Here is an 18,255-nt window from a genome sequence, read left to right on the forward strand (position 1 = left end):
AACACGTGGACCTCCCGTCCCGTCACAGACGATCCACCGCCAACGCCCTGTTGCCCGGCCTTCCCCGATCACCACACCGCGCACCCGCACGCGCACCCCCCAAGAACGGATGGTCGACCATGCCCACGGCAGTCACGCCTGTGCGCCAGCTGCAGCCGCACGCCGTACACGAACTGACCGAGGCGGCCCACACCCTTCTCTCCTCGGCCGGCCCACGCGAGGACGACCTCGACTGGTCGCGGCTCATACCCCGGGTACCGCTCGCCGCCGCCTCGTTGAGCGCCGACGTCCGCCATGCCTGCCGCCCCGTGGACACCGCGGCCGGCCTCTTCGTCGTCCGTGGCATCCCCGTCGACGACGAGGCCATCGGCCCCACCCCGCGCCACTGGTCCAGCGCCGGGCGCGCCGGGGCGCTGTACGACGTCGTCCTGCTGCTGCTCTCCACCGTGATGGGCACGCCGATCGCCTGGGAGGGCCAGCAGGACGGCCGGTTCGTGCACAACATCGTCCCCTCCCCCGGGCACGAGGCCGAGCAGACCGGAGCCAGCAGCACCGTGCTGCTCAGCCCGCACACCGAGGACGCCTTCCACCCCGGCCGCGCCCACCTGCTGGTCCTCGGCTGCCTGCGCAACCACGACGCCGTGGCCACCACCGCCGCCTCCGTCCGCGAGGTCCGGCTCGACGCGGCCGACATCGCGCTGCTGAGCGAACCGGTCCTGCCGATCCTCCCCGACGACGCCTACGCCGAGGCCCAGTCCTACACCGGGACCCCACCCGCCGTCCCCACCCTCTGGCACGCACCGGACGGCCTCACCCTGCGCTACGACCCCGCCTACACCCCTCTCGACCAGGGGACCGCGGAGCACCGTGCGGCCTACGCCCGGCTGACGGAGGAACTCACCAGGGTCTCCACGGCCGTGAGCCTGACGCCCGGCGACGTCCTCGTCGTCGACAACGACCTGGTCGTGCACGGCCGGGTGCCCTTCCGGGCCCGTTACGACGGCACCGACCGCTGGCTCAAGCGCGCCTCGGTCCGCGTCCCCGACCGCCCCGGCAGGCCGGCCGCCGAGCGGCACGAACACGGCTACGGCCAGGCCGCGGTGGAGGCGTACGCATGACCACCGTCCCGACCGGACCGACCCGCACCCGCGCCCGTGCTGAAGGGGATTCCGTGACGCCCGACGACAAGACCCTGCGCATCCTGAGCACCGGCGACGTGGCCGGCATCGACATCACCCTCGCCGACGTGGTGTCCGTGGTGGAGCAGGCGTACCGCACCCTGGCGGCGGGCCGTTCCGACAACCCGCGCAAGCTGACCGTCAAGCCGGACGACGGCCATTCCGTCGCCTACGCCATGCTCGGCCGCGACGGCGAGCGCAACGTGGTCGCCGTCAAGACGTCCTACAAGTACGGCCTGCACGAGGACCGTGACCGTCAGCACTACTACACGACACTGACCCTGTACGACGACGAGACCGGGCTGCCGGTCGCGATGCTGGACTGCGGACGGGTCGGCGCCCTGCGCACCCCGGCCGTCTCCGCGCTGCTCGCCCGTGAACTGGCCGCTCCCGGCAGCCGCAGCGCGCTGGTCATCGGCACCGGCACCCAGGGGCGGCTGGCCCTGCCGTTCCTGCTGACGACCCTGCCCGAGCTGGAGCGGCTGATGCTCTTCGGCACCCATCCGGACGGCATCGCGGCCGTCCGGGCGGAGCTGGAACGGCACTTCCCCGGCCGGGAGTTGGAGGTCGTGTCCGATCTGCGGGCAGCGGCCGAGAAGGCGGACATCGTGCTCGCGACCGCGGGCCCGAACACCCCGGCCTCCGTGGAGGCGGCCTGGCTGAAGCCCTCCGCGCTGTGCGTCCTGGTCGGGTACGGCATCGCTCCCTCCACCCTGCACCGGGCCCGGCGGGTCATCGCCACCAGCGCCGCGCAGATGCGGGTCACCGGCACGGACATGGCGGACGGCGACGGACGGCTGCCGGACGTCGACGCGGAGTTCCCCGACGTCCTGGCCGGACGGGCGTCCGGGCGGACCGACGCGGGGCAGAGCATCTTCGCGTACAACAGCGGTCTGGTCGTCACCGACATCGCGCTCGGCCACCGGTTCGCCCAACTCGCCCTGGCGCAGGGGCTGGGGACGGCGGTGCCCCTGTGGAAGTGACGGCACGGCTTCCCGCGCACACCGGCCCCGAGACGCGCGGGCTCCTGGCCGACCCGTTGCTGCACGAACTCGGCCACGGCCTCGGCGGCCCCTACCACGTGCTCCTGCCGAGCGCCTTCGACGCCAACGCGGCCGCCTTCCGTGGGGTGTTCGGCGAGGCAGGTGTGCAGGGGCGGGTGTACTACGCCAAGAAGGCCAACAAGGCCGCCGTGTTCGCGGAGCGTGCGGCCGTGGCCGGGCTGGGCGTGGACGTGGCGAGCCGGGGCGAGCTGCGCGAGGCGCTCGCCGCCGGGGTCCGGGGCGAGGACCTGATGGTCACCGGCCCGGCGAAGGCGGACGAACTCCTGCGGGTGGCCGTGCTCCAGGGCGCGCTGATCGCCGTGGACGCCCTGGACGAGCTGGACCGGCTGGAGACGGTGGCCCGCGAACTCGGGCGGGGGGCCCGGGCGTTGCTCCGGATCCTGCCGCCCGGGCAGCCGCACAGCCGGTTCGGACTCGACGAGCGGGAGGTGACGACCGCGCTGGCCCGCATCGGCGTCTCGGCGGTCTCGCTGGAGGGCTTCAGCTTCCATCTGTCCGGCTACGACGTCCGTCAACGCGCCGACCTGGCGGCGACGTTGGTACGGCTCTGCCGACGGACACGGCAACTCGGGCTGCCCGTCGACAGCATCAGTATCGGCGGCGGCTTCGCGGTGGACTACGTCGGCGCCGAGGACTGGCGGGAGTTCGAGGAGAGCAACCGGGCCGAGCACTTCCACGCCGGGAAGCGCTTCGGCGGCGGCTTCTATCCCTACCACTCCCCCGTCGCGGGCGCCGATGCCCTGCGCGCGATCCTCGCCGCCGTCCCCTCCGGCGAGAGCGTCCCGCTGGCCGAGGTGCTGCGGACGGCGGACGTGCGGCTGCTGGTCGAGCCCGGCCGGGCGCTGCTCGACCAGGCCGGGTTCACCGTTTTCCGGGTGCAGGGGGTCAAGGAGCGCGACGGCTACGCGATCCTGACCGTGGACGGCAGCAGCCTGAGCCTGTCCGAGCAGTGGTTCGACAGCGAGTTCCTGCCGGACCCGGTACTCGTCCCCGCCCGCCCCGAGTTCGGCGCCCCCGCCGGACCGTACCCGGCCTGCGTGGGGGCCGCGACCTGCCTGGAGTCGGACCTGCTGACCTGGCGCAAGATCCCCTTTCCAGCCCCGCCGGCCGTGGGTGACCTGCTCGTGTACCTCAACACCGCCGGCTACCAGATGGACTCCAACGAGTCGCCGTTCCACGAACTGCCGCTGCCGCCCAAGGTCGTCGTAGAGCCGGCGTCGGACCGCTTCCGCTGGCACCTCGACCGCCGCCCCGCCTGACCCCACGTCTGGAGCCCCCCATGCCCGCCCCCATACCCGCTCCCCTGCCCATCCCCCTCCGCACCTCCGTGCACGATCCCCTGTACCGGCCGCCCGTCGTCCGGCGGGTCTCCGAACTCATCGGCGCCACCCCCCTGTTCGAGCTCTGCCACACCGCGGACGGCAGTCGGCTGCTGCTGAAGCTGGAGCAGTTCAATCCGACCGGCACGGCCAAGATCCGCATGGCCCGACAGATGGTCGTGGACGCGGAGGAGCGCGGTCTGCTGCGGCCGGGCGGCCGGATCATCGAGTCGACCTCCGGAAACACCGGGCTGGGCCTGGCCGTCGTCGCGGCCGAGCGGGGCTACACCTTCACCGCCGTCGTCGACCACCACGCGGCCGTCGACAAACTCCGCGCGATGACGGCCCTCGGCGCCGAACTCGTCTACGTCGCGCAGGAGGGCGACGAGGAGCTGGCGACGGCCGCCCGCGAGGAACTCGCCGAGAAGATGGCCGCCGACTCGGACAACGCCTACTTCACCGAACAGCACAACAACCCGGCGAACGGGGTCGGTTACCACCCCGTGGCCCGGGAGATCGACAAGGCCCTGGACGGCCGGATCGACGAACTGATCGGCGCCGTCGGCACCGGCGGCGGGCTGTTCGGCACCGGGAAGGTGCTGCGCGAGACCGTTCCCGGAGTGCGGATCGTCGGTGTCGAACCGAAGGGGTCGATCGCCTTCGGACCGCCGGCCCACGACTACTACCAGTCCGGCACCGGCACCCCCGAGGGCGCCACCATCGGCGCCATGGTCGACTACGGCCTCCTCGACGAGGGCGTCAAGGTCGGCGACGTCGAAGCCTTCGCCACGGCACGGGTGGTGGCCCGCCGGGTCGGGCTGCTCGTCGGCGGCTCGGCCGGCGGAGTGGTGTACGAGGCACTGCGCAGGCTCGCCGCGCAGCCGCCGGGAACCACGACCGTCGCCCTGGTGAACGACGGCGGGGAGAAGTACATGGACACTGTCTTCGACGACGACTGGATGACCGCGCGCGGTCTGCTCGACCCCCAAGTGGAAAGCGACGTCGACGAGTTGTTGACCACCCTCCGTCCAGCCACCACCGAGATCCCGCGGGAACACCTCTGATGCAGTTCGCCCCGACCCGGCTCCGCGCCGATGCCCGAGCCCTGGCCGCGCTCGCCGTGCCCCTCGCCCTCACCCAGCTCGCCCAGGTCGCCCTGACCACCACCGACACCGTGATGATGGGGCTGATCAGCACCGAGGCCCTCGCGGCCAGCGGACTGGCCATGGTCGTCTTCAACCAGCTGCGCACCATGGGCGTCGGCATGGTCACCGCGGTCGGCAACCAGGTCGCCGCAGCCGACGCACGGGCCGAGCGGGCCGAGCGGAGCGAGCCGGGCGGGACCGAACGGGAGGACGTCCGCGACCTGGTCCGCGCGAGCCTGCTGCTGGCCACGCTCGCGGGTGTGGCGGGCGCGGTCCTGATGGTGCTGATCGGGCACGCGCTGGTCCGGCTGGGCCAGGATCCGGACGTCGTCCGCACGGCGAGGCCGGTGCTCTACGCGATGGCGCCGGGTCTGCTGCCCTGCCTGTGGTTCCAGGCGATCCGCCAGTTCACCGTCGGCATGCGCCGGCCACAAGCCCTGCTGCGCATCACGATCGCCTCCATCGCGGTCAACGCGGGCCTCAACTGGCTGTTCATCCACGGCACTTGGCTCTTCCCGAAGCTGGGGCTGCCCGGCATCGGCCTGGCCACGACCTCCGTGTACACGCTGTCCTTCCTGGCGCTGTACGCCTCCGCCCGCCGTGATCCCCAGCTGGCGCCGCTGCTCTCCCTCCGTATCTGGCAGACCCGGCCCGCGACCCTGCGCAGGCTGGCCGGACTCGGCGCCCCGATCGCCGCGACCTACGGCTCCGAGGCCGGCTTCTTCTCCGTCGTCGCGCTGCTGGTCGGCAGCTTCGGCACGGCGGCGCTGGCCGCGCACACCGCCGTCAACCAGCTCGTCTACATCGTCTTCCAGATCGCGGTCGGTCTCTCGCACGCCGCGTCCCTCGGGGTCAGCCGCGAGCTGGCCCTCGGCAACACGGCCGCCGCCCAGCGGCTCAAGACCACCGCGCTGGCCTGCGCTGCCGGGGTCATGGCGGTCGTGGCCGTCGTCTACGTGACCATCCCGCGCATCGTCCTCGCGCCCTTCTTCGACACCCACGACGACCGGGCCATGGACACGGCCGTGAAGCTTCTCCTGGTCGCCGCGGTCCTCCAGTTCTTCGACTGCACGCAGAACATCGGGGTCGGCCTGCTGCGCGGACTCGACGACACCAAGGGCGGCTTCCGGGTCACCCTCGTCGGCTACTGGCTCATCGGCCTGCCGGCCGCGGCCCTGCTCGGGTTCGCGGCCGGTCTCGACACCCTCGGCATCTGGCTCGGCCTGCTCACCGGCCTGGCGGCCACCGCCGTCCTGCTGCTGCGCCGCTTCCGGCGGCTCGTGACCGGCCTGCCGGCGGGCGTGACACCGACGGCGCCGGTGAGCACCCAGTCGTAGCAGGCCACACCACCATGCGTTGAAGCCCGCGCGAGCCCGGTAGACCCCGTAGGTGGTTCTGCCCGGGCGGCACCGCCGGGCAACTATGCACTGCATGTATACGACGTGTGTATAGTTCGGCGGGACGCAGGAGTAGTGCGGCGATGTGAGTGTGAGCGCGGAGGCTGATATGGCGACGGCTGCGACCCCTGACGACCTGGCGGACCGGAGCGGTGGCCTCGGTGCGTGGGGCGCCATGACGACAACGACGGCTGGTGGCGTGCTGCTCGGCGTGCTCACCAACCTGGCCCAGGGCTGGCTCCCCGGAGCCTGGAACCAGCTCGCCAACTCGGGCGCCGTCTGGTCGGCCGTCGCATTCGCCGGTGGCGCCCTGCTCGCCGGGCGGGGCACGGTACTCCGGGCCGCCGTCGGCGGACTGGGCGCCGAGGTCGGACTCGTCGTGGGGTACTACGGCTACGCCGAGTTCGGGCGTGACGGTATGGGCGCGCTGCTCTTCCCTCTCGTCTGGCTGGGCATGGCTTGCGTGGCCGGACCGCTGTTCGGCGCCGCGGCCCACTGGTGGCGCCGGGGCACGGACGCCCGGGTCCGTATCGCCGGTCTGGCCGCGTTCGCCGGGCTCTTCGGCATGGAGGGGATGACGGCTGCCCGGGACCTCCACTACGCGTCGCAGGCCTGGGCCTGCTGCGCCGTGTTCGTCCTTGTCCCGCTGCTCATGGCGCGCACGCACCGGGAGCGCGCGCTCACCCTGGCGGCAGCCGTACCCTGTGCGTTCCTCGCCTACGCGATCGTCGAACTGCCCCTGCAGGCGGTCTCGTCCTGAGCCCTCAGTCCTGAGCCCTGAACCCTGAGTCCTCGCCCCGGGTGACGCCGTCCGCGGCGGGGAGGACTAGGCGGTGCCGGGCGGGAAGATCCGCTCGCCGTTCTCCGCCTTCGTGATGCCGATGGCCTCGATCGGGCAGGACTCGGCGACTTCCAGGACCAGTTCGGAGGCCGGGAGCGTCTCGGACCGGGCGCGGCCCTGGCCGCTCGCGTCCAGTTCGAACTCCTCGGGCGCGGAGGCCGCGCACAGTCCGGTCCGCACGCACACCCGTTTGTCGACGTAGACCGTCCACCGTTCTGTCGTCTCTGTCATCGGCGGGCCCCTTCGATGACGAGCGGCAGGGTCTTCCAGCCTCGGACGGTCGAGGTCTGGGCCAGTTCGGCGTGGTCCCAGTCCACGTCCCAGCCGGGGAACCGCGCGAGGATCTCCTCGGCGGCGATCCGGCCCTCCAGCCGGGCCAGGGCCGCGCCCAGGCAGTAGTGGGCTCCGACCCCGAAGCTCAGGTGCTGGGTGACCCGGTGGATGTCGAAGGTGTCCGGGTCCTCGAAGCGCCGGGGGTCGCGGTTGGCGGCGGCCTGGACGAACAGGATGGCGCTGCCGGCCGGGACCGTACGGTCGTACAGCTCGACGTCCTTGGTGACGTAGCGTGCGGTGAAGGGTCCGGTCGGCTCGAAGCGCAGGATCTCCTCGATGGCGTTGGGGATCAGCGAGGGGTCGGCCGCCAGCTCCCGGCGCGCATCGGGGTAGCGGGCCATCAGGGCGCCGAACCAGCCGATGAGGCGGCCCGTCGTCTCGTTGCCGGCGCCGGCGACCACCGTGCAGTAGGTGAGGACCTCGTCGTCGGTGAGGGTGCGGACGACGCCCTTCTCGTCCTCGAACTCGGCGGTCATCAGCTCGGTCATGAGGTCGTCGGACGGATGCCGTTTGCGCCACTCGATGTAGTCCTTGAAGGCGTCCGTGGTGAGGATGTCCTCGTGGTTGATCTTTCCGGTGCCCTCGGTACCGAGCGTGTCGTCGGTGTGGTCGCGGATGGCGGGCTGGTCGGCCTCCGGGATGCCGAGCAGCATGCCGATCACCCGCATCGGCATCTCGGCGCCCACGGCCTCGACCAGGTCGAACCGCTCGGCGCCGGTGACCGGTTCGAGCGCCCGGCGGCAGAAGGCCCGTACTCGTGGTTCCAGGGTGGCGATCCGGCGCGGGGTGAACAGCCGGGCGAGCAGGCGGCGGTGGATGTCGTGGACGGGCGGATCCTCGAAGATGAGGGTGCCGGGCGGGAGTTCGATGTCCGCCTGGATGATTTCGAGGATGTCGCCACGGGCGGAGGAGTAGGTCCCCCAGTCCGCGAGGCCGCGCTGGACGTCGCAGTGGCGGCTGACGGCGTAGAAGTCGTGCCGGTCGTTGTAGTAGAGGGGTGCCTCCTCACGCAGCCGTGCGTACAGGGGGTAGGGGTCGCGGGCGAGCGCGGGGTCGAAGGGGTCCCAGTAGATCGTGTCGGCGGTCGTCACGGGCACAACTCCTCTGTTGCGCGGCTCACTTGAGCAGGGCGCCCGCGTCGATCGGCAGGGTGACGCCGGTGACGAAACGGGACTCGTCGCAGGCGAGGAAGAGGACGGCGTTGCTGATGTCCAGCGCCTCCACCCACGGGGTGGGCAGCACGTGCATGCTCTGGGAGACCGCCGCGAAGTCGTCGGCGGTGGGGTGCTCCAGGTCGGGGCGGAACATCCGGTAGGTGCCCTCGTGCATCACCATCGGCGTGTTCACCTGGGTGGGGTGCACCGTGTTGACGCGGATGCCGTGTGGCCCCAACTCCCCCGCCAGCGTGCGCATCAGGCCCACCACGCCGTGCTTGGCGGCGATGTAGTGGCCGATGTTGGCGTAACCCTTGAGGCCGCCGACCGAGCTGGTCAGGACGACCGAGCCGCCCCGGCCGCCCGCCACGATGTGCGGGGTCGACACCTTGGTGGAGAGCCAGACGCCGGTCAGGTTGACGTCGATCATGTCGCGCCAGGTCTTCTCCCCCATGGCGTCGAGCGGGCCGCCGTCGCTGCCGAGGCCCGCGTTGGCCACGACGATGTCCAGGCGGCCGAATGCGGCGACCCCGTCGTCCACGGCGGCCTTGAGCGCGTCGTGGTCGCGGACGTCCGCCTGCACGGCGTGAATCCGCCGCCCGAGCTTCTGCACCTGCCTCACGGTCTCTTCCAGGTCCTCGGGCGTCGACATGGGGAACGTGACGCCGTCGAGCTGCTTGCACACGTCGACGGCGATGATGTCGGCGCCCTCCTCGGCCAGCCGTACGGCATGGCCGCGGCCCTGGCCGCGAGCGGCGCCGGTGATGAAGGCGACCTTGCCTTCGACTCGTCCGGGCATGACTGCCTCGCTTTCTTGGTGCGGGTCGGATGGAACTGGGTGGGGTGCGGTGGATTGGGGTGCGGTGACAGCTGGGCGGGGAGGCCTGGTCACCGGTCGGTGCGTCGGCTGCCGCGCAGGGCGAACACGAGGAGGAGCAGCGCGGCGAGGGCGGCGGCCGGCGGTGTGACACCTGGGATTTCGGCCGGACCCGCAGCGATCTCAGCCCCTCGGTGCCGCGGAAGGGCGTGGCGCCGACGGTGGGTTCGACGTAGGCGCAGGTGCCGACGCCGAGGTGGCGGCCTCGGCGAGCGGCGGACGGGGGTGTCGGGCTCGTCGCGTCCGTTGGGCGTGTACCACTGCTCGCGCACACGGCAGTTGGGGTCCTGGGCGGTGAACGCCGCGTGCACGCCGGGGCGTACGACGTCGGCGATATACGCGGAAGTGCCGGTGCTGGTCAACAACAGCCTTGGATCCTCGGCGCGGAGAGCGCGGGTACCCGTGGAGCGAGCCATCGATGTGGCCCTCCGTTCACGCTGAACGAGTGTTTAACACGAGCGCTGAACAACTGTTTAACAGCGCTTGCCGGAGCCGTCAAGGACAATGAGCGGCATGACTGCGCCTCGCCGTATGGGCACCGAGAACTCCAAGACGCGCCAGGTCCTGCTCGACGTCGCCGAGCGGCTGATGCTGGAGGAGGGCTACGCCTCCGTGGGTATCCGCCGGGTGGCCCGCGAGGCAGAGGTGGCACCGGCGCTGGTGCTGTACTACTTCCGCACGCTGGACGACCTGTTCCTCGCGATGCTGCGGCGGCGCGGCGAGCACGAGATGGAGCGGGTCACCCGCCTGCTGGACGGCCCGCAGCCGCTGCACACCCTGTGGCGGATCGCCAGCCACCCGGGCAACGCGCTGACCACGGAGTTCGCCGCCCTCGCCAACCACCGCAAGGCGATCCGCACCGAACTCGCCGCCTTCGCCGACCGCTACCGAGAGGCACAGCTGGCGGCGCTCACCCGGCGGCTCGCGGAGACCGGCGTGGAGCTGCCGTCCGAGGTGTCCCCGGCCGTGCTGCTGATGCTGACGAACGCCCTGGGCCGGATCATCATGATGGAGAACGCGATGGGCATGACGACCCGTCACGCCGAGGCCCTCGACTTCGTGGAGCAGTTCCTCCAGCGCCACGAGGGGACCACCGCGAACGGCTGACACGGTGCGGCCGGGAGAGAATCCGGCCACTTGGCAGACTTTCTGCGCGGGATGTCGTCGACGGCCTCGCCGAGCGCGGTTACTCCGGCGCCTGCCTGCGTGGGGTGCTCAACGGGCTCCGGTCGCAGTGGCTCCTCGACCAGGAACTGGACATCGTCGGACCGGTCACCGCGAGTCCTCTCGCCCGGTCCCCGCCCCCTCCGCTCCGCCGGGGACCGGGTTGTCCTTGTACCAGCGGGCGAGGAAGTCGAGGAACACGGTGATCTTGCGAGGGGCGGGCTGCCCCGGCCCGTAGATGGCGTAAAGGGGCCGGTCGGGCACCGTGTGGCCGGGAAGCAGGATCCGCAGTCTGCCTGCGATCAGGTCGTCGTGGACCGACCGTTCCGGAAGCAGGGCGATGCCCCGACCGTGCACGGCGGCCTTCTGCAGGGCGATGTAGGAGTTGGACGAGTAGGCGACGTTGCGGATCTTGTGCAGGGTCGAGGTGGACCCGTACCCGAACCGCCAGACGGGCTCGTTGACGTGCACGAGGCAGTCGTGGGCCGACAGGTCGTTCGGGTGGGTGAGCGCCCCCTGTCTGCCGATGTACTCCGCCGACGCGCAGAGCACGAAGGGCAGCGACGTGATCTTCTTGAGGTGGACGCTGGAGTCCCGCAGGTCCCGGGTGTGCAGGGCGACGTCGAAGCCGCTGTCCAGGAACTCGTAGGTGCGATCGGACAGGCCGCCCAGTTCGAACCGTACGGAGATCTTGGGATGGGCGGTGGAGAAGGCGGCGATGGCGTCGCCGAGGTCGAGGCTGCCGATCCACTTGGGCGAGACGATGGCGAGGCTTCCCTCGGCTCGGTCGTGGACGGATGCGATGCCGGCGTCCTCGGCCTCGATCTCCTTGAGGATGCGGGTCGCGAACTCGGCGTACCGTACGCCGGCTTCGGTGAGGCTGACCGAGCGGGCCGTCCGGTTGACGAGCCGGACGCCGACCTGCCGCTCCAACTCCGCGACATGGCGCGAGACGAGCGATCCCGAGGAGCTGAGGGCCCTGGCCGCCTGGCTGAAGCTGCCCAGCTGCGCGACGGTCACGAAACTGTTCATCAGGAGCATGCGGTCCATGGCGTCACCCCGCCGACACGTCGGTCCGCCGGCGGTCCGGCTTGAAGGGCAGTGCCGCCACCGTCGCCCTGATCTCGCGCTGCGCGGTCCCGGGCCTGCCCCACACCACGACGACCTCGGTCCCGGGTGCCGCACGGCTCTCGTCGATCACACAGAGCGAGATGGTCGAGCGGAGGTTCACGCTGACGGTCCGCCCCGTCGAGACGCCCACCGGACGTCCGTCCGCGAGCACCTGGTCGAAGACGGGGCCCCGCCCGCGCGGAAGCTCCATGGGCTCGGGCAGGTCGCCCTCTCCGAGGGCGGCGGTGAGGACGCCGGCGACGTCCGCCGTGTTCCAGCGCAGCCCCACGAGGGTCCGCCGGGGTCCGCCGCCGACCGCGTCCGCCGCCAGGGCGTCCCGCCCGAGGAAGTCCCGGCCGGGCACCCCCTTGCGGAACCCCCAGCCGAGCTCGGCGGGCTTGCGGAAGTAGTCCGTGATGCCGTTCTCCGGTACGTAGCTGCCGCCGGGCCTGCCGGTCCTGAACTGGGTGGGCGCACCCGGGGTGAGGATCGAGGCGGGGAGGTAGTCGAGGCCGTTCGTCGCGATACCGGCCTCGATGTGCTGCACCGGCTGGGACCGCAGGCCGAGTTGGCTGATCCCGAGCGGACGGCCGGCCTCGACGGTCGACGACCAGATCTCGCCGGCCTGTTCGGCGGGGCCGTGGATCTCGTAGCCGAGTTCGCCCGAGATCCCGGTGCGCAGGAGCCGTACCGGCACTCCGGCGAGCCGCGACATACGGCTCCGGCTGAAGCCGATGTCCCGGAGGCTTTCGCCGGTGAGCTTCTCCAGTGTCGCCAGCGACGCCGGCCCCTGGACGCCGAAGATGAACCGCTCGGGGCTGACGTCCACGGCCTCGGCGTCCCAGTCGCCCTGGCCGAGCTGCCAGATCAGCCAGTCCCCGCTGCCGGCCGTGTACAGGAACTCCTCCTCGGCCAGGCGGCACAGGATGCCCTCGGAGGCCACCCGGCCGTGCTCGTCGAGCTGGACATGGTGCTTGATCTGCCCGTACTCGAAGCGGGTCAGGTCGCGCATGCCCAGCCAGGAGAGGAAGTCCCGGGCTCCCCGTCCCCTGACGAGCACCTTGTGCAGGCTGGACCAGTCCCCGAGGTAGCACGCGCTCACGTGCGCGGCACTCTCCTCGGTCCAGTCCGTGTACTCCAGGGGCAGCAGGGTCTGCGCGAACTCGCCGAAGCCGCCCCGGGTGTTGCTCGCGTCCTGGGCCGCCGCGGCGGGACTGAAATAGGCAGGCCGCTGGGCGATGAAGGGGGCGCCCTTCAACCGCCGGACCGCGTCGTACGTCGTGCGCTGGATGTCGGCTGTACCCATGACACTCTCCTGCTCGCGGGCGCTGGTGACTCTCGCCGCCCCGGCCCGGTCGTACCGGCCAAGGCGCGGGTCTCGCGCGTGACCCCTTCGCTCGTCCATGACGAAGAAGCCATCAGATCACGTAACTAGATCGGTTAAGTGCGACGGTAGCAGACGCCTCCGCCGACGGCGAAGAACCCGTCGGAGACCAGTTTTCGGAGACCATTTTCCGAGCGGTCGGGCGGGCGGTGCGGGGTCAGGCCGACTCGCGCACCACGATCCGGCCCGGCACCGGGGACAGTCCGGCGGTGTCGAGGCCGAGGGCCTCGCGCGCCGCGATCCGCCCGAGGATCTCGGCATCGATACGGACCGTCGTGAGGGCGGGAGTGGACAGGGAGCCGTACTCCGTCTCGTCGAAGCCGATCACGGCCACGTCGTCGGGCACCCGCCGTCCGAGGTCGCGCAGGGCCGTGAGGCCGCGCAGCGCGATGTCGTCGTCGAACGCCGCGAGCGCGGTCACCTCCGGGTGCGCCGCGAGCGCCGCCGCCACGGCGGCCTCGCCGGCCCGTCGCGGCTGCGGTACGACGAGACGCTCCAGGGGCGGAAGCCCCAGCCGTCGGGCCGCCTCCCGGGCGAATCCGAGGCGTGCCTCGGTCAGCGGGAAGTCATGGTCGGGCATGGCCATGGCGATGTGCCGGTGTCCGCGTTCGGCGAGGTAGCCGATCTGCAGGCCGGCGTTGAAGGCGAATCCGCGCTCCCAGTCCTCGTCGGCGGGCCGGTCACCCCGCATGTAGGCCTCACCGAGCCGCAGGACCGCCCGCGGGGCGATGGTGTCGAGGATCTTCTTCAGGTTCTCCGGCGCCGCACGCCCGTGCCGGACGAGCAGCACGTGGTCGTGTGCGGCCAGTTCCTCGTCGAGGCCCACGACGTAGCTCCGGGAGAAGTTGCCCTCCAGCCCGTGGTCGACGCTGAGCACGACGATGCGCGAGGCTCCCTCACGCAGTGCCCGGGCAATCCCGTGCGGGACGTACCCGAGGTCCCGGGCGGCCGCCAGGACGCGTTCACGGGTGGCGGTGGAGATCGTCTGCCGTGGGTCGTCGTTGAGCACGAAGCTCACCGTCGCCCGCGACACGCCGGACGCCTCGGCCACATCGGTCAGCGTCACCCGGCCAGAACGGGCCATGTCGGACGGACTCCCTCTCCTGCGCGCGCATCGGCTGTCCACCGTGCGTCGGCTGTCCGTCAACCTTACGGGACTGGATCGTTTCAGCTGCGGGCGCTGCGCCCTGCTCGGCGGTCCCGTCAGCCCTGCAAGGGAGGGAGGAGGGCGTCGGCCTTTCCCCTCGCGTTGGGGACGGATGCCCGCATCGGGCCCTGGTGATCCCCCTTGTCGGCGGCTGGGAACGGCCAGGGTCCTGCCTGCATCGTGACCGCGTCCGCGTCAGGCCGCGGCGAGCACAGCCAGCGGCGGCAGCGGCGGCGGCGCTGTGAGGCTCGGTTTGGAGGGCAGGGGCGTGGCCTGGTTCCGGCTGCGGCGGCCGGTGGCGAATATGTACAGGCGCAGGAAGAGGAAGCGGCCGAGGCCGGCGAGGGCGGAGGCGCCGAGATAGACGATCTGCTCCGTCAGCATGCCGGGGGAAGCCTGGACGAGGTGGAGCAGGAACATGGCGGCGCAGGTCACGGCGTAGGCGACGGCGGCGGAGCCGGCGGACTGCCAGTGCTCGTGCCAGCCGGCCCGCCTGCCGGTGCCGAAGGTGAAGCGGGCATGCAACTCGGTGCAGAGGACGGTGGAGGCGACGGTGATCACGGCGTTGGCCAGCGTCCAGGGCATGGCCCCGGCAAGCAGGGTCACGGCGCCGCTGGAGAGGACACCGACCCCACCGCCGAACAGCACGAACCGGGCGAAGGAGGCGAGCGGGCCGGGGGCGGCCGGGGTGGTGGCCCGGTGCTCTTCTTGGGTCTGCATGACGCGGCGGCGGCTCAGGGCCGTTCCGTGCTCTTGGCCGGAGCGAAGAGCAGGGCCATGGCCTCCCAGAGGGGCACGACGTGGGCGGTCGTGGCCGGGCGGACCGGCGCGGGGGTGCCCGGGGTCGGGCGGGCGGTACGGGGCTTGCGGACCGCGGCTGCGTTGGTGTGCGGCATCGTGATGTCCTGTCCGTGCGGAGGGGTTGACCTTGTGGGAACAACCCTCCCGCGGCCGGTGCGCCGCCAGGAGGACCCGGCCACCCGGATCGGTGGTGGAGTCCGCTCCACCTCCGGGACGCAGGCGCCATGTCGGCGGGCCGGGTGGCCGTCGGCGTCGCCGGGGAGCTGCGTGCGGGCCTTCCGGAAGTCGCGGACGTTCCGCCGGTCGATGCCGCCCCGGGTTCGGACGCCGGTGGAACCTCGTACCAACTCCAGCCCATCCGACCAGTTCCTTGCGCTCCGGGCAGAGCCGGCGACCGCTCCCCGCACCGTCGGCCGCCGCACTGCGGCTGACCGGCACATGGGGCGATTGAGCGGTTCGGTTTGCCGCTCTCGTGCTGCGCGCCGACGCGGGGGGGGGGGGGCCCCCCGGGGGGGGGGGGGGGCCCCCCCCGGGGGCCCCCCCCCGCCGGGGGGGGGGGGGGGGCCCCCCCCCCGCCGGGGCGGGGGGGCGGGGGGGGTGGGCGCCGAGCGGGCGGGGGCCCGCCGGGCGCCCCCCGGCCCCCGGGGGGGGGCCGGGGCGCCACGCGGTGAGAATCAGCCGATGTGGTAGACGGTGATCGTCACCTCGCCGTTCGGACCGGGGATGGTGTACGCGCCGGGACCGTGGAAGGGCTCGCAGCCCTGCGCGAGGACGTCATCGGCGTTGTAGCCGGTGTCGTCCTCCCCGACGAAGGCACAGACCTCGGTGATGAGGTGGTCGGCGTACCGGTGGGTGTAGCCGGCCTCGGGGTAGCGCGGGACGGTGGGGGTGTTGATGTCCAGGTCCGGGTGCTCCCACAGGGTGGTCTGCCGCAGGCCCCCATCGGTCACGTAGACCTTGCCGTAGGGTTCGGGAAGGTTGTTGTCGTCCTTCTCCTGCGGGTTGGAGAACTCGATCGAGTACGTGACGAGCCCCCCGGGATACCGTGCCTGAGCAGCGGACCGCGCCTGAGCCGATCCGGCGCTCACCGCGCCGACCAGCACCAGGGCCGCCGAGGCGAAGGCCACCCGTCGACCCGTGGACATCGGAAGCATCCCTGTCTCCTCTCACTCAACGTAGCCACTCGGCTACGTTCTGAAGGTAGAGCGGGCACGAGGCCGATCGAGGGGGTGCCCCGGCCAAACCACCTGCGCGTATGGCACCGAGGCTCCGGCCGCGGCGAGTGCGCGGGGCGGCGACCTCCTGACAGGGGTGCAATGGTGACTCAGTGCGGCAGCCACACCGCGACAGCGCTGGCCAGCAAGGGGGTGAGTACCACGATGCCGGCCTGGAGATCGGCGAACGGACCCGCCTCGGCGCCCAGCAACTGTTCGAATCTCGCACGTTGTTCGGCGCGCTCAAGGAGCTGTGTCGGCTCATCGATGCCGGTCAGCGGAAACAGCCGCTCGGCGAGGAGATGCGCCTGGCGGCGTAGCCCGGTCGCGGCCGGTGCGTAGGCGATGGCCACGTTCAGGCTGCCCACGCCGCCGAAGACCAGGACGTATTCGAAGGGGGTGGCATCGGCCGACGCCATGGTGTGCGCCTTCACCAGTTCAGCCTGCATACGCACAACTGCCCCCAGTGCCAGCGTGGACAGCGCGACCAGCGCGCCCAGGCCGGTCACCGCCGCCCGCATGGTCCGCCGACGGGCCAGCAGCCACTCCAGCAGTTCGCCCGCAGCCGTGGCACTCCGGTCAGTGCCCGTTGCCTTCCAAATCGAGTAGGCGACGCAGACCATCGGCGTTGCACCGAGCAGGGCAGTTCCCACCAGCAGAGGCCCCCGCCACGCCCCCGGACGCGCATCCGTGGAGGCCACCACGACTCCATAGAGCACTGCGACCAGGGCCACCGCGCCCGCGATGACGGCCGCCTCGCGCCGCGATCGGCGTTCGCCCTCAGGCAGACCGCGCCACTGCTGGGCACCAACCGCGAAGACAACCCCGGCACCGCAGGTCAAGCCGAGGGCAAGCGCCGCCCAGACGGGCCACAGATCTGCCTCTCGGTACTGGGACGTGACCACCAGGCCCACCCAGATCCCGAAGCCGACCCCCACCAGTGCCGCCGACACCGTCCAGACCGGCACCCGCTCCCCCCACGTCGCCATCCGGCCCCCTTTCCTCCGATCGCCGCAGGAACCCATCGTTACGCAGCCGGGGCGACATGCCGGAACCCCGGACCGGACCTGTCCGGGGTCGGCGGAACTTCCCGGCGCCGGTGAGGCGTCTGCCCGTATATGGAAACTGAACGGACGGCCCGGCGCGAGGCCGCCACCGGCGCCGCGGGGTGCCTGACCGCGGTACTCGGCGCGCTGGCGGGCTTCGTGGTCTGGCTCCCGTACGGCCGGAGGGGCCTTTTCGGCGGTTTCGAGGGCGAGACCAACCCGGACTTGCTCCGGCTGGGCCTGCCGGTCCTGGTGTTCGGCGGGACCGCCGCCGCCCTGGCTGTTTTCGTCGCTGTACAGGGCCGGTGGCGTACCGCGCTCGGACTGGCGGCGGCCGTCGCGGGGCTCGCCTTCTTCGGGTACGGCTTCGATGTCCTGGCCGGTCCGCAGGCGACACGGCACTGCGCCCCGTCCTGCTGAGCTTGCCGTCGCGGGCCTCGCGCTCGGGGTCTGGTCGGCAAGGTGTCCGAATGCGAACTGACCTTGTTCCGGACGGCCTGTGGGAGCGTGTGGTCCCGCTGCCGCCCTGTTCCCGAACGGCCGCCGTCGACCCGGGCGGTTGCGTGTTCCTGACCGAACAGCGGTCGTCGGTGTCCTGTTCACGCTGGGGACCGGTGTCGCCTGACGGGACGTTTTGGCGGAGCCCGACGGCGGCTGCTCCGTACGCCGACCGGGGCTACGACTTCGACAAGTACCGCCGCCTGCCGTGGAAGCGCGGCATCAAGCCCGTGATCGCCCGACGCCGCATCGCCCACGGCTCCGGACAGGGCAAGGTCCGCTGGATGGCCGAACGTACCTGCGCCTGACTGCACCGGCTCAAACGGCTCCAAGTGCCTCTTGGGCCGGAGCACACGGACGCGCGGAGGACGTCCGCATGTCCGTCGAAGAGCGGAACCGGAGATCGAGTTCGCGTGCCGCTCGTAGGCTGGTCAGCGGGGTCAGGCGGCAACCAGTGAGGCACGGATCCGGCTGACGGCACGCAGGATCTCGTCTCGGTTCTTCGCCCGCTTGATCCACACCCGTGACAGTCCGCAGCCACGACAGACCAGGCGCCGCGGCCTGAACAAGATCCGCCCCGCCG

18 protein-coding genes and 1 pseudogene are annotated in these 18,255 nt (G+C 71.8%); 9 read left to right on the forward strand and 10 right to left on the reverse strand.

The genetic code is table 11. The features are described from left to right. The first annotated feature begins 119 nt into the window (after positions 1–119). The 6 genes from ACGFZS_RS44050 to ACGFZS_RS44075 all read left to right on the forward strand — a co-directional run bounded on the left by ACGFZS_RS44050 (position 120) and on the right by ACGFZS_RS44075 (position 6,863). Positions 120–1,118, forward strand: a complete 999-nt coding sequence (locus tag ACGFZS_RS44050; RefSeq protein WP_393799868.1) for a TauD/TfdA family dioxygenase — start codon at positions 120–122, stop codon at positions 1,116–1,118. After that, entirely contained in the window at positions 1,115–2,161 is a 1,047-nt protein-coding gene (locus ACGFZS_RS44055) for an ornithine cyclodeaminase family protein (RefSeq protein WP_393799869.1), read from the forward strand. The genes ACGFZS_RS44050 and ACGFZS_RS44055 overlap by 4 nt, the downstream gene beginning before the upstream one ends. Then, entirely contained in the window at positions 2,158–3,501 is a 1,344-nt protein-coding gene (locus tag ACGFZS_RS44060; RefSeq protein WP_393799870.1) for an alanine racemase, read from the forward strand. The genes ACGFZS_RS44055 and ACGFZS_RS44060 overlap by 4 nt, the downstream gene beginning before the upstream one ends. Before the next feature lie 20 nt (positions 3,502–3,521). Further along, positions 3,522–4,625, forward strand: coding sequence for a cysteine synthase family protein (locus ACGFZS_RS44065; RefSeq protein ID WP_393799871.1), 1,104 nt, complete (start codon positions 3,522–3,524; stop codon positions 4,623–4,625). Then, positions 4,625–6,043: an MATE family efflux transporter gene (locus ACGFZS_RS44070; RefSeq protein ID WP_393799872.1), complete on the forward strand. Its 1,419-nt coding sequence runs from the start codon at positions 4,625–4,627 to the stop codon at positions 6,041–6,043. Before ACGFZS_RS44065 ends, ACGFZS_RS44070 begins: the two co-directional genes overlap by 1 nt. 169 nt (positions 6,044–6,212) lie before the next feature. Next, positions 6,213–6,863 carry a DUF6518 family protein gene (locus ACGFZS_RS44075; RefSeq protein ID WP_393799873.1) on the forward strand — a complete coding sequence of 217 codons (651 nt, stop codon included), beginning with the start codon at positions 6,213–6,215 and terminating at the stop codon, positions 6,861–6,863. 66 nt (positions 6,864–6,929) lie between these two features. Here ACGFZS_RS44075 and ACGFZS_RS44080 read toward each other — a convergent pair whose 3' ends face one another. Genes ACGFZS_RS44080 through ACGFZS_RS44090 form a run of 3 tightly spaced genes read right to left on the reverse strand, consistent with a single transcriptional unit; the run spans position 6,930 to position 9,230 of the window. Further along, positions 6,930–7,175, reverse strand: a complete 246-nt coding sequence (locus tag ACGFZS_RS44080; protein WP_393799874.1) for a ferredoxin — start codon at positions 7,173–7,175, stop codon at positions 6,930–6,932. After that, positions 7,172–8,368: a cytochrome P450 gene (locus ACGFZS_RS44085; protein WP_393799875.1), complete on the reverse strand. Its 1,197-nt coding sequence runs from the start codon at positions 8,366–8,368 to the stop codon at positions 7,172–7,174. The genes ACGFZS_RS44080 and ACGFZS_RS44085 overlap by 4 nt, the downstream gene beginning before the upstream one ends. 25 nt (positions 8,369–8,393) lie before the next feature. Further along, a complete protein-coding gene (locus tag ACGFZS_RS44090) occupies positions 8,394–9,230 on the reverse strand; it encodes a mycofactocin-coupled SDR family oxidoreductase (protein ID WP_393799876.1) in 837 nt (278 codons plus the stop codon). A 591-nt stretch (positions 9,231–9,821) separates the two neighbouring features. On the opposite strand from ACGFZS_RS44090, the gene ACGFZS_RS44095 reads away from it, so the two are divergent. Continuing rightward, positions 9,822–10,415: a helix-turn-helix domain-containing protein gene (locus ACGFZS_RS44095; RefSeq protein ID WP_365691819.1), complete on the forward strand. Its 594-nt coding sequence runs from the start codon at positions 9,822–9,824 to the stop codon at positions 10,413–10,415. Between the two features lie 165 nt (positions 10,416–10,580). On the opposite strand, the gene ACGFZS_RS44100 is transcribed toward ACGFZS_RS44095, so the two are convergent. The 7 genes from ACGFZS_RS44100 to ACGFZS_RS44130 all read right to left on the reverse strand — a co-directional run bounded on the left by ACGFZS_RS44100 (position 10,581) and on the right by ACGFZS_RS44130 (position 17,117). After that, complete coding sequence (locus tag ACGFZS_RS44100) at positions 10,581–11,522, reverse strand: LysR family transcriptional regulator (protein ID WP_393799877.1); 942 nt, start codon at positions 11,520–11,522, stop codon at positions 10,581–10,583. A gap of 4 nt (positions 11,523–11,526) precedes the next feature. Next, on the reverse strand, positions 11,527–12,888 hold the full coding sequence (locus ACGFZS_RS44105) for an aminomethyl transferase family protein (protein WP_393799878.1): 1,362 nt from the start codon (positions 12,886–12,888) through the stop codon (positions 11,527–11,529). A 235-nt stretch (positions 12,889–13,123) separates the two neighbouring features. Then, on the reverse strand, positions 13,124–14,050 hold the full coding sequence (locus tag ACGFZS_RS44110) for a LacI family DNA-binding transcriptional regulator (protein ID WP_393799879.1): 927 nt from the start codon (positions 14,048–14,050) through the stop codon (positions 13,124–13,126). A gap of 258 nt (positions 14,051–14,308) precedes the next feature. Next, complete coding sequence (locus ACGFZS_RS44115) at positions 14,309–14,833, reverse strand: GtrA family protein (RefSeq protein WP_393799880.1); 525 nt, start codon at positions 14,831–14,833, stop codon at positions 14,309–14,311. A gap of 14 nt (positions 14,834–14,847) precedes the next feature. Continuing rightward, complete coding sequence (locus ACGFZS_RS44120; protein ID WP_393799881.1) at positions 14,848–15,009, reverse strand: hypothetical protein; 162 nt, start codon at positions 15,007–15,009, stop codon at positions 14,848–14,850. A 579-nt stretch (positions 15,010–15,588) separates the two neighbouring features. Beyond that, positions 15,589–16,059 carry a hypothetical protein gene (locus ACGFZS_RS44125; protein ID WP_393799882.1) on the reverse strand — a complete coding sequence of 157 codons (471 nt, stop codon included), beginning with the start codon at positions 16,057–16,059 and terminating at the stop codon, positions 15,589–15,591. Between the two features lie 179 nt (positions 16,060–16,238). Beyond that, positions 16,239–17,117, reverse strand: a complete 879-nt coding sequence (locus tag ACGFZS_RS44130; RefSeq protein WP_393799883.1) for a hypothetical protein — start codon at positions 17,115–17,117, stop codon at positions 16,239–16,241. A 129-nt stretch (positions 17,118–17,246) separates the two neighbouring features. Here ACGFZS_RS44130 and ACGFZS_RS44135 point away from each other — a divergent pair, with 129 nt between their 5' ends. Together ACGFZS_RS44135 and ACGFZS_RS44140 are read left to right on the forward strand one after the other, a co-directional pair. Further along, positions 17,247–17,594, forward strand: coding sequence for a hypothetical protein (locus tag ACGFZS_RS44135; RefSeq protein ID WP_393799884.1), 348 nt, complete (start codon positions 17,247–17,249; stop codon positions 17,592–17,594). A gap of 242 nt (positions 17,595–17,836) precedes the next feature. Then, positions 17,837–17,977, forward strand: a pseudogene (locus ACGFZS_RS44140) (IS5/IS1182 family transposase); the annotation flags it as partial. Between the last annotated feature and the right edge of the window lie 278 nt (positions 17,978–18,255).

Source organism: Streptomyces sp. NPDC048288 (assembly GCF_043201555.1).
GTDB lineage: Bacteria > Actinomycetota > Actinomycetes > Streptomycetales > Streptomycetaceae > Streptomyces.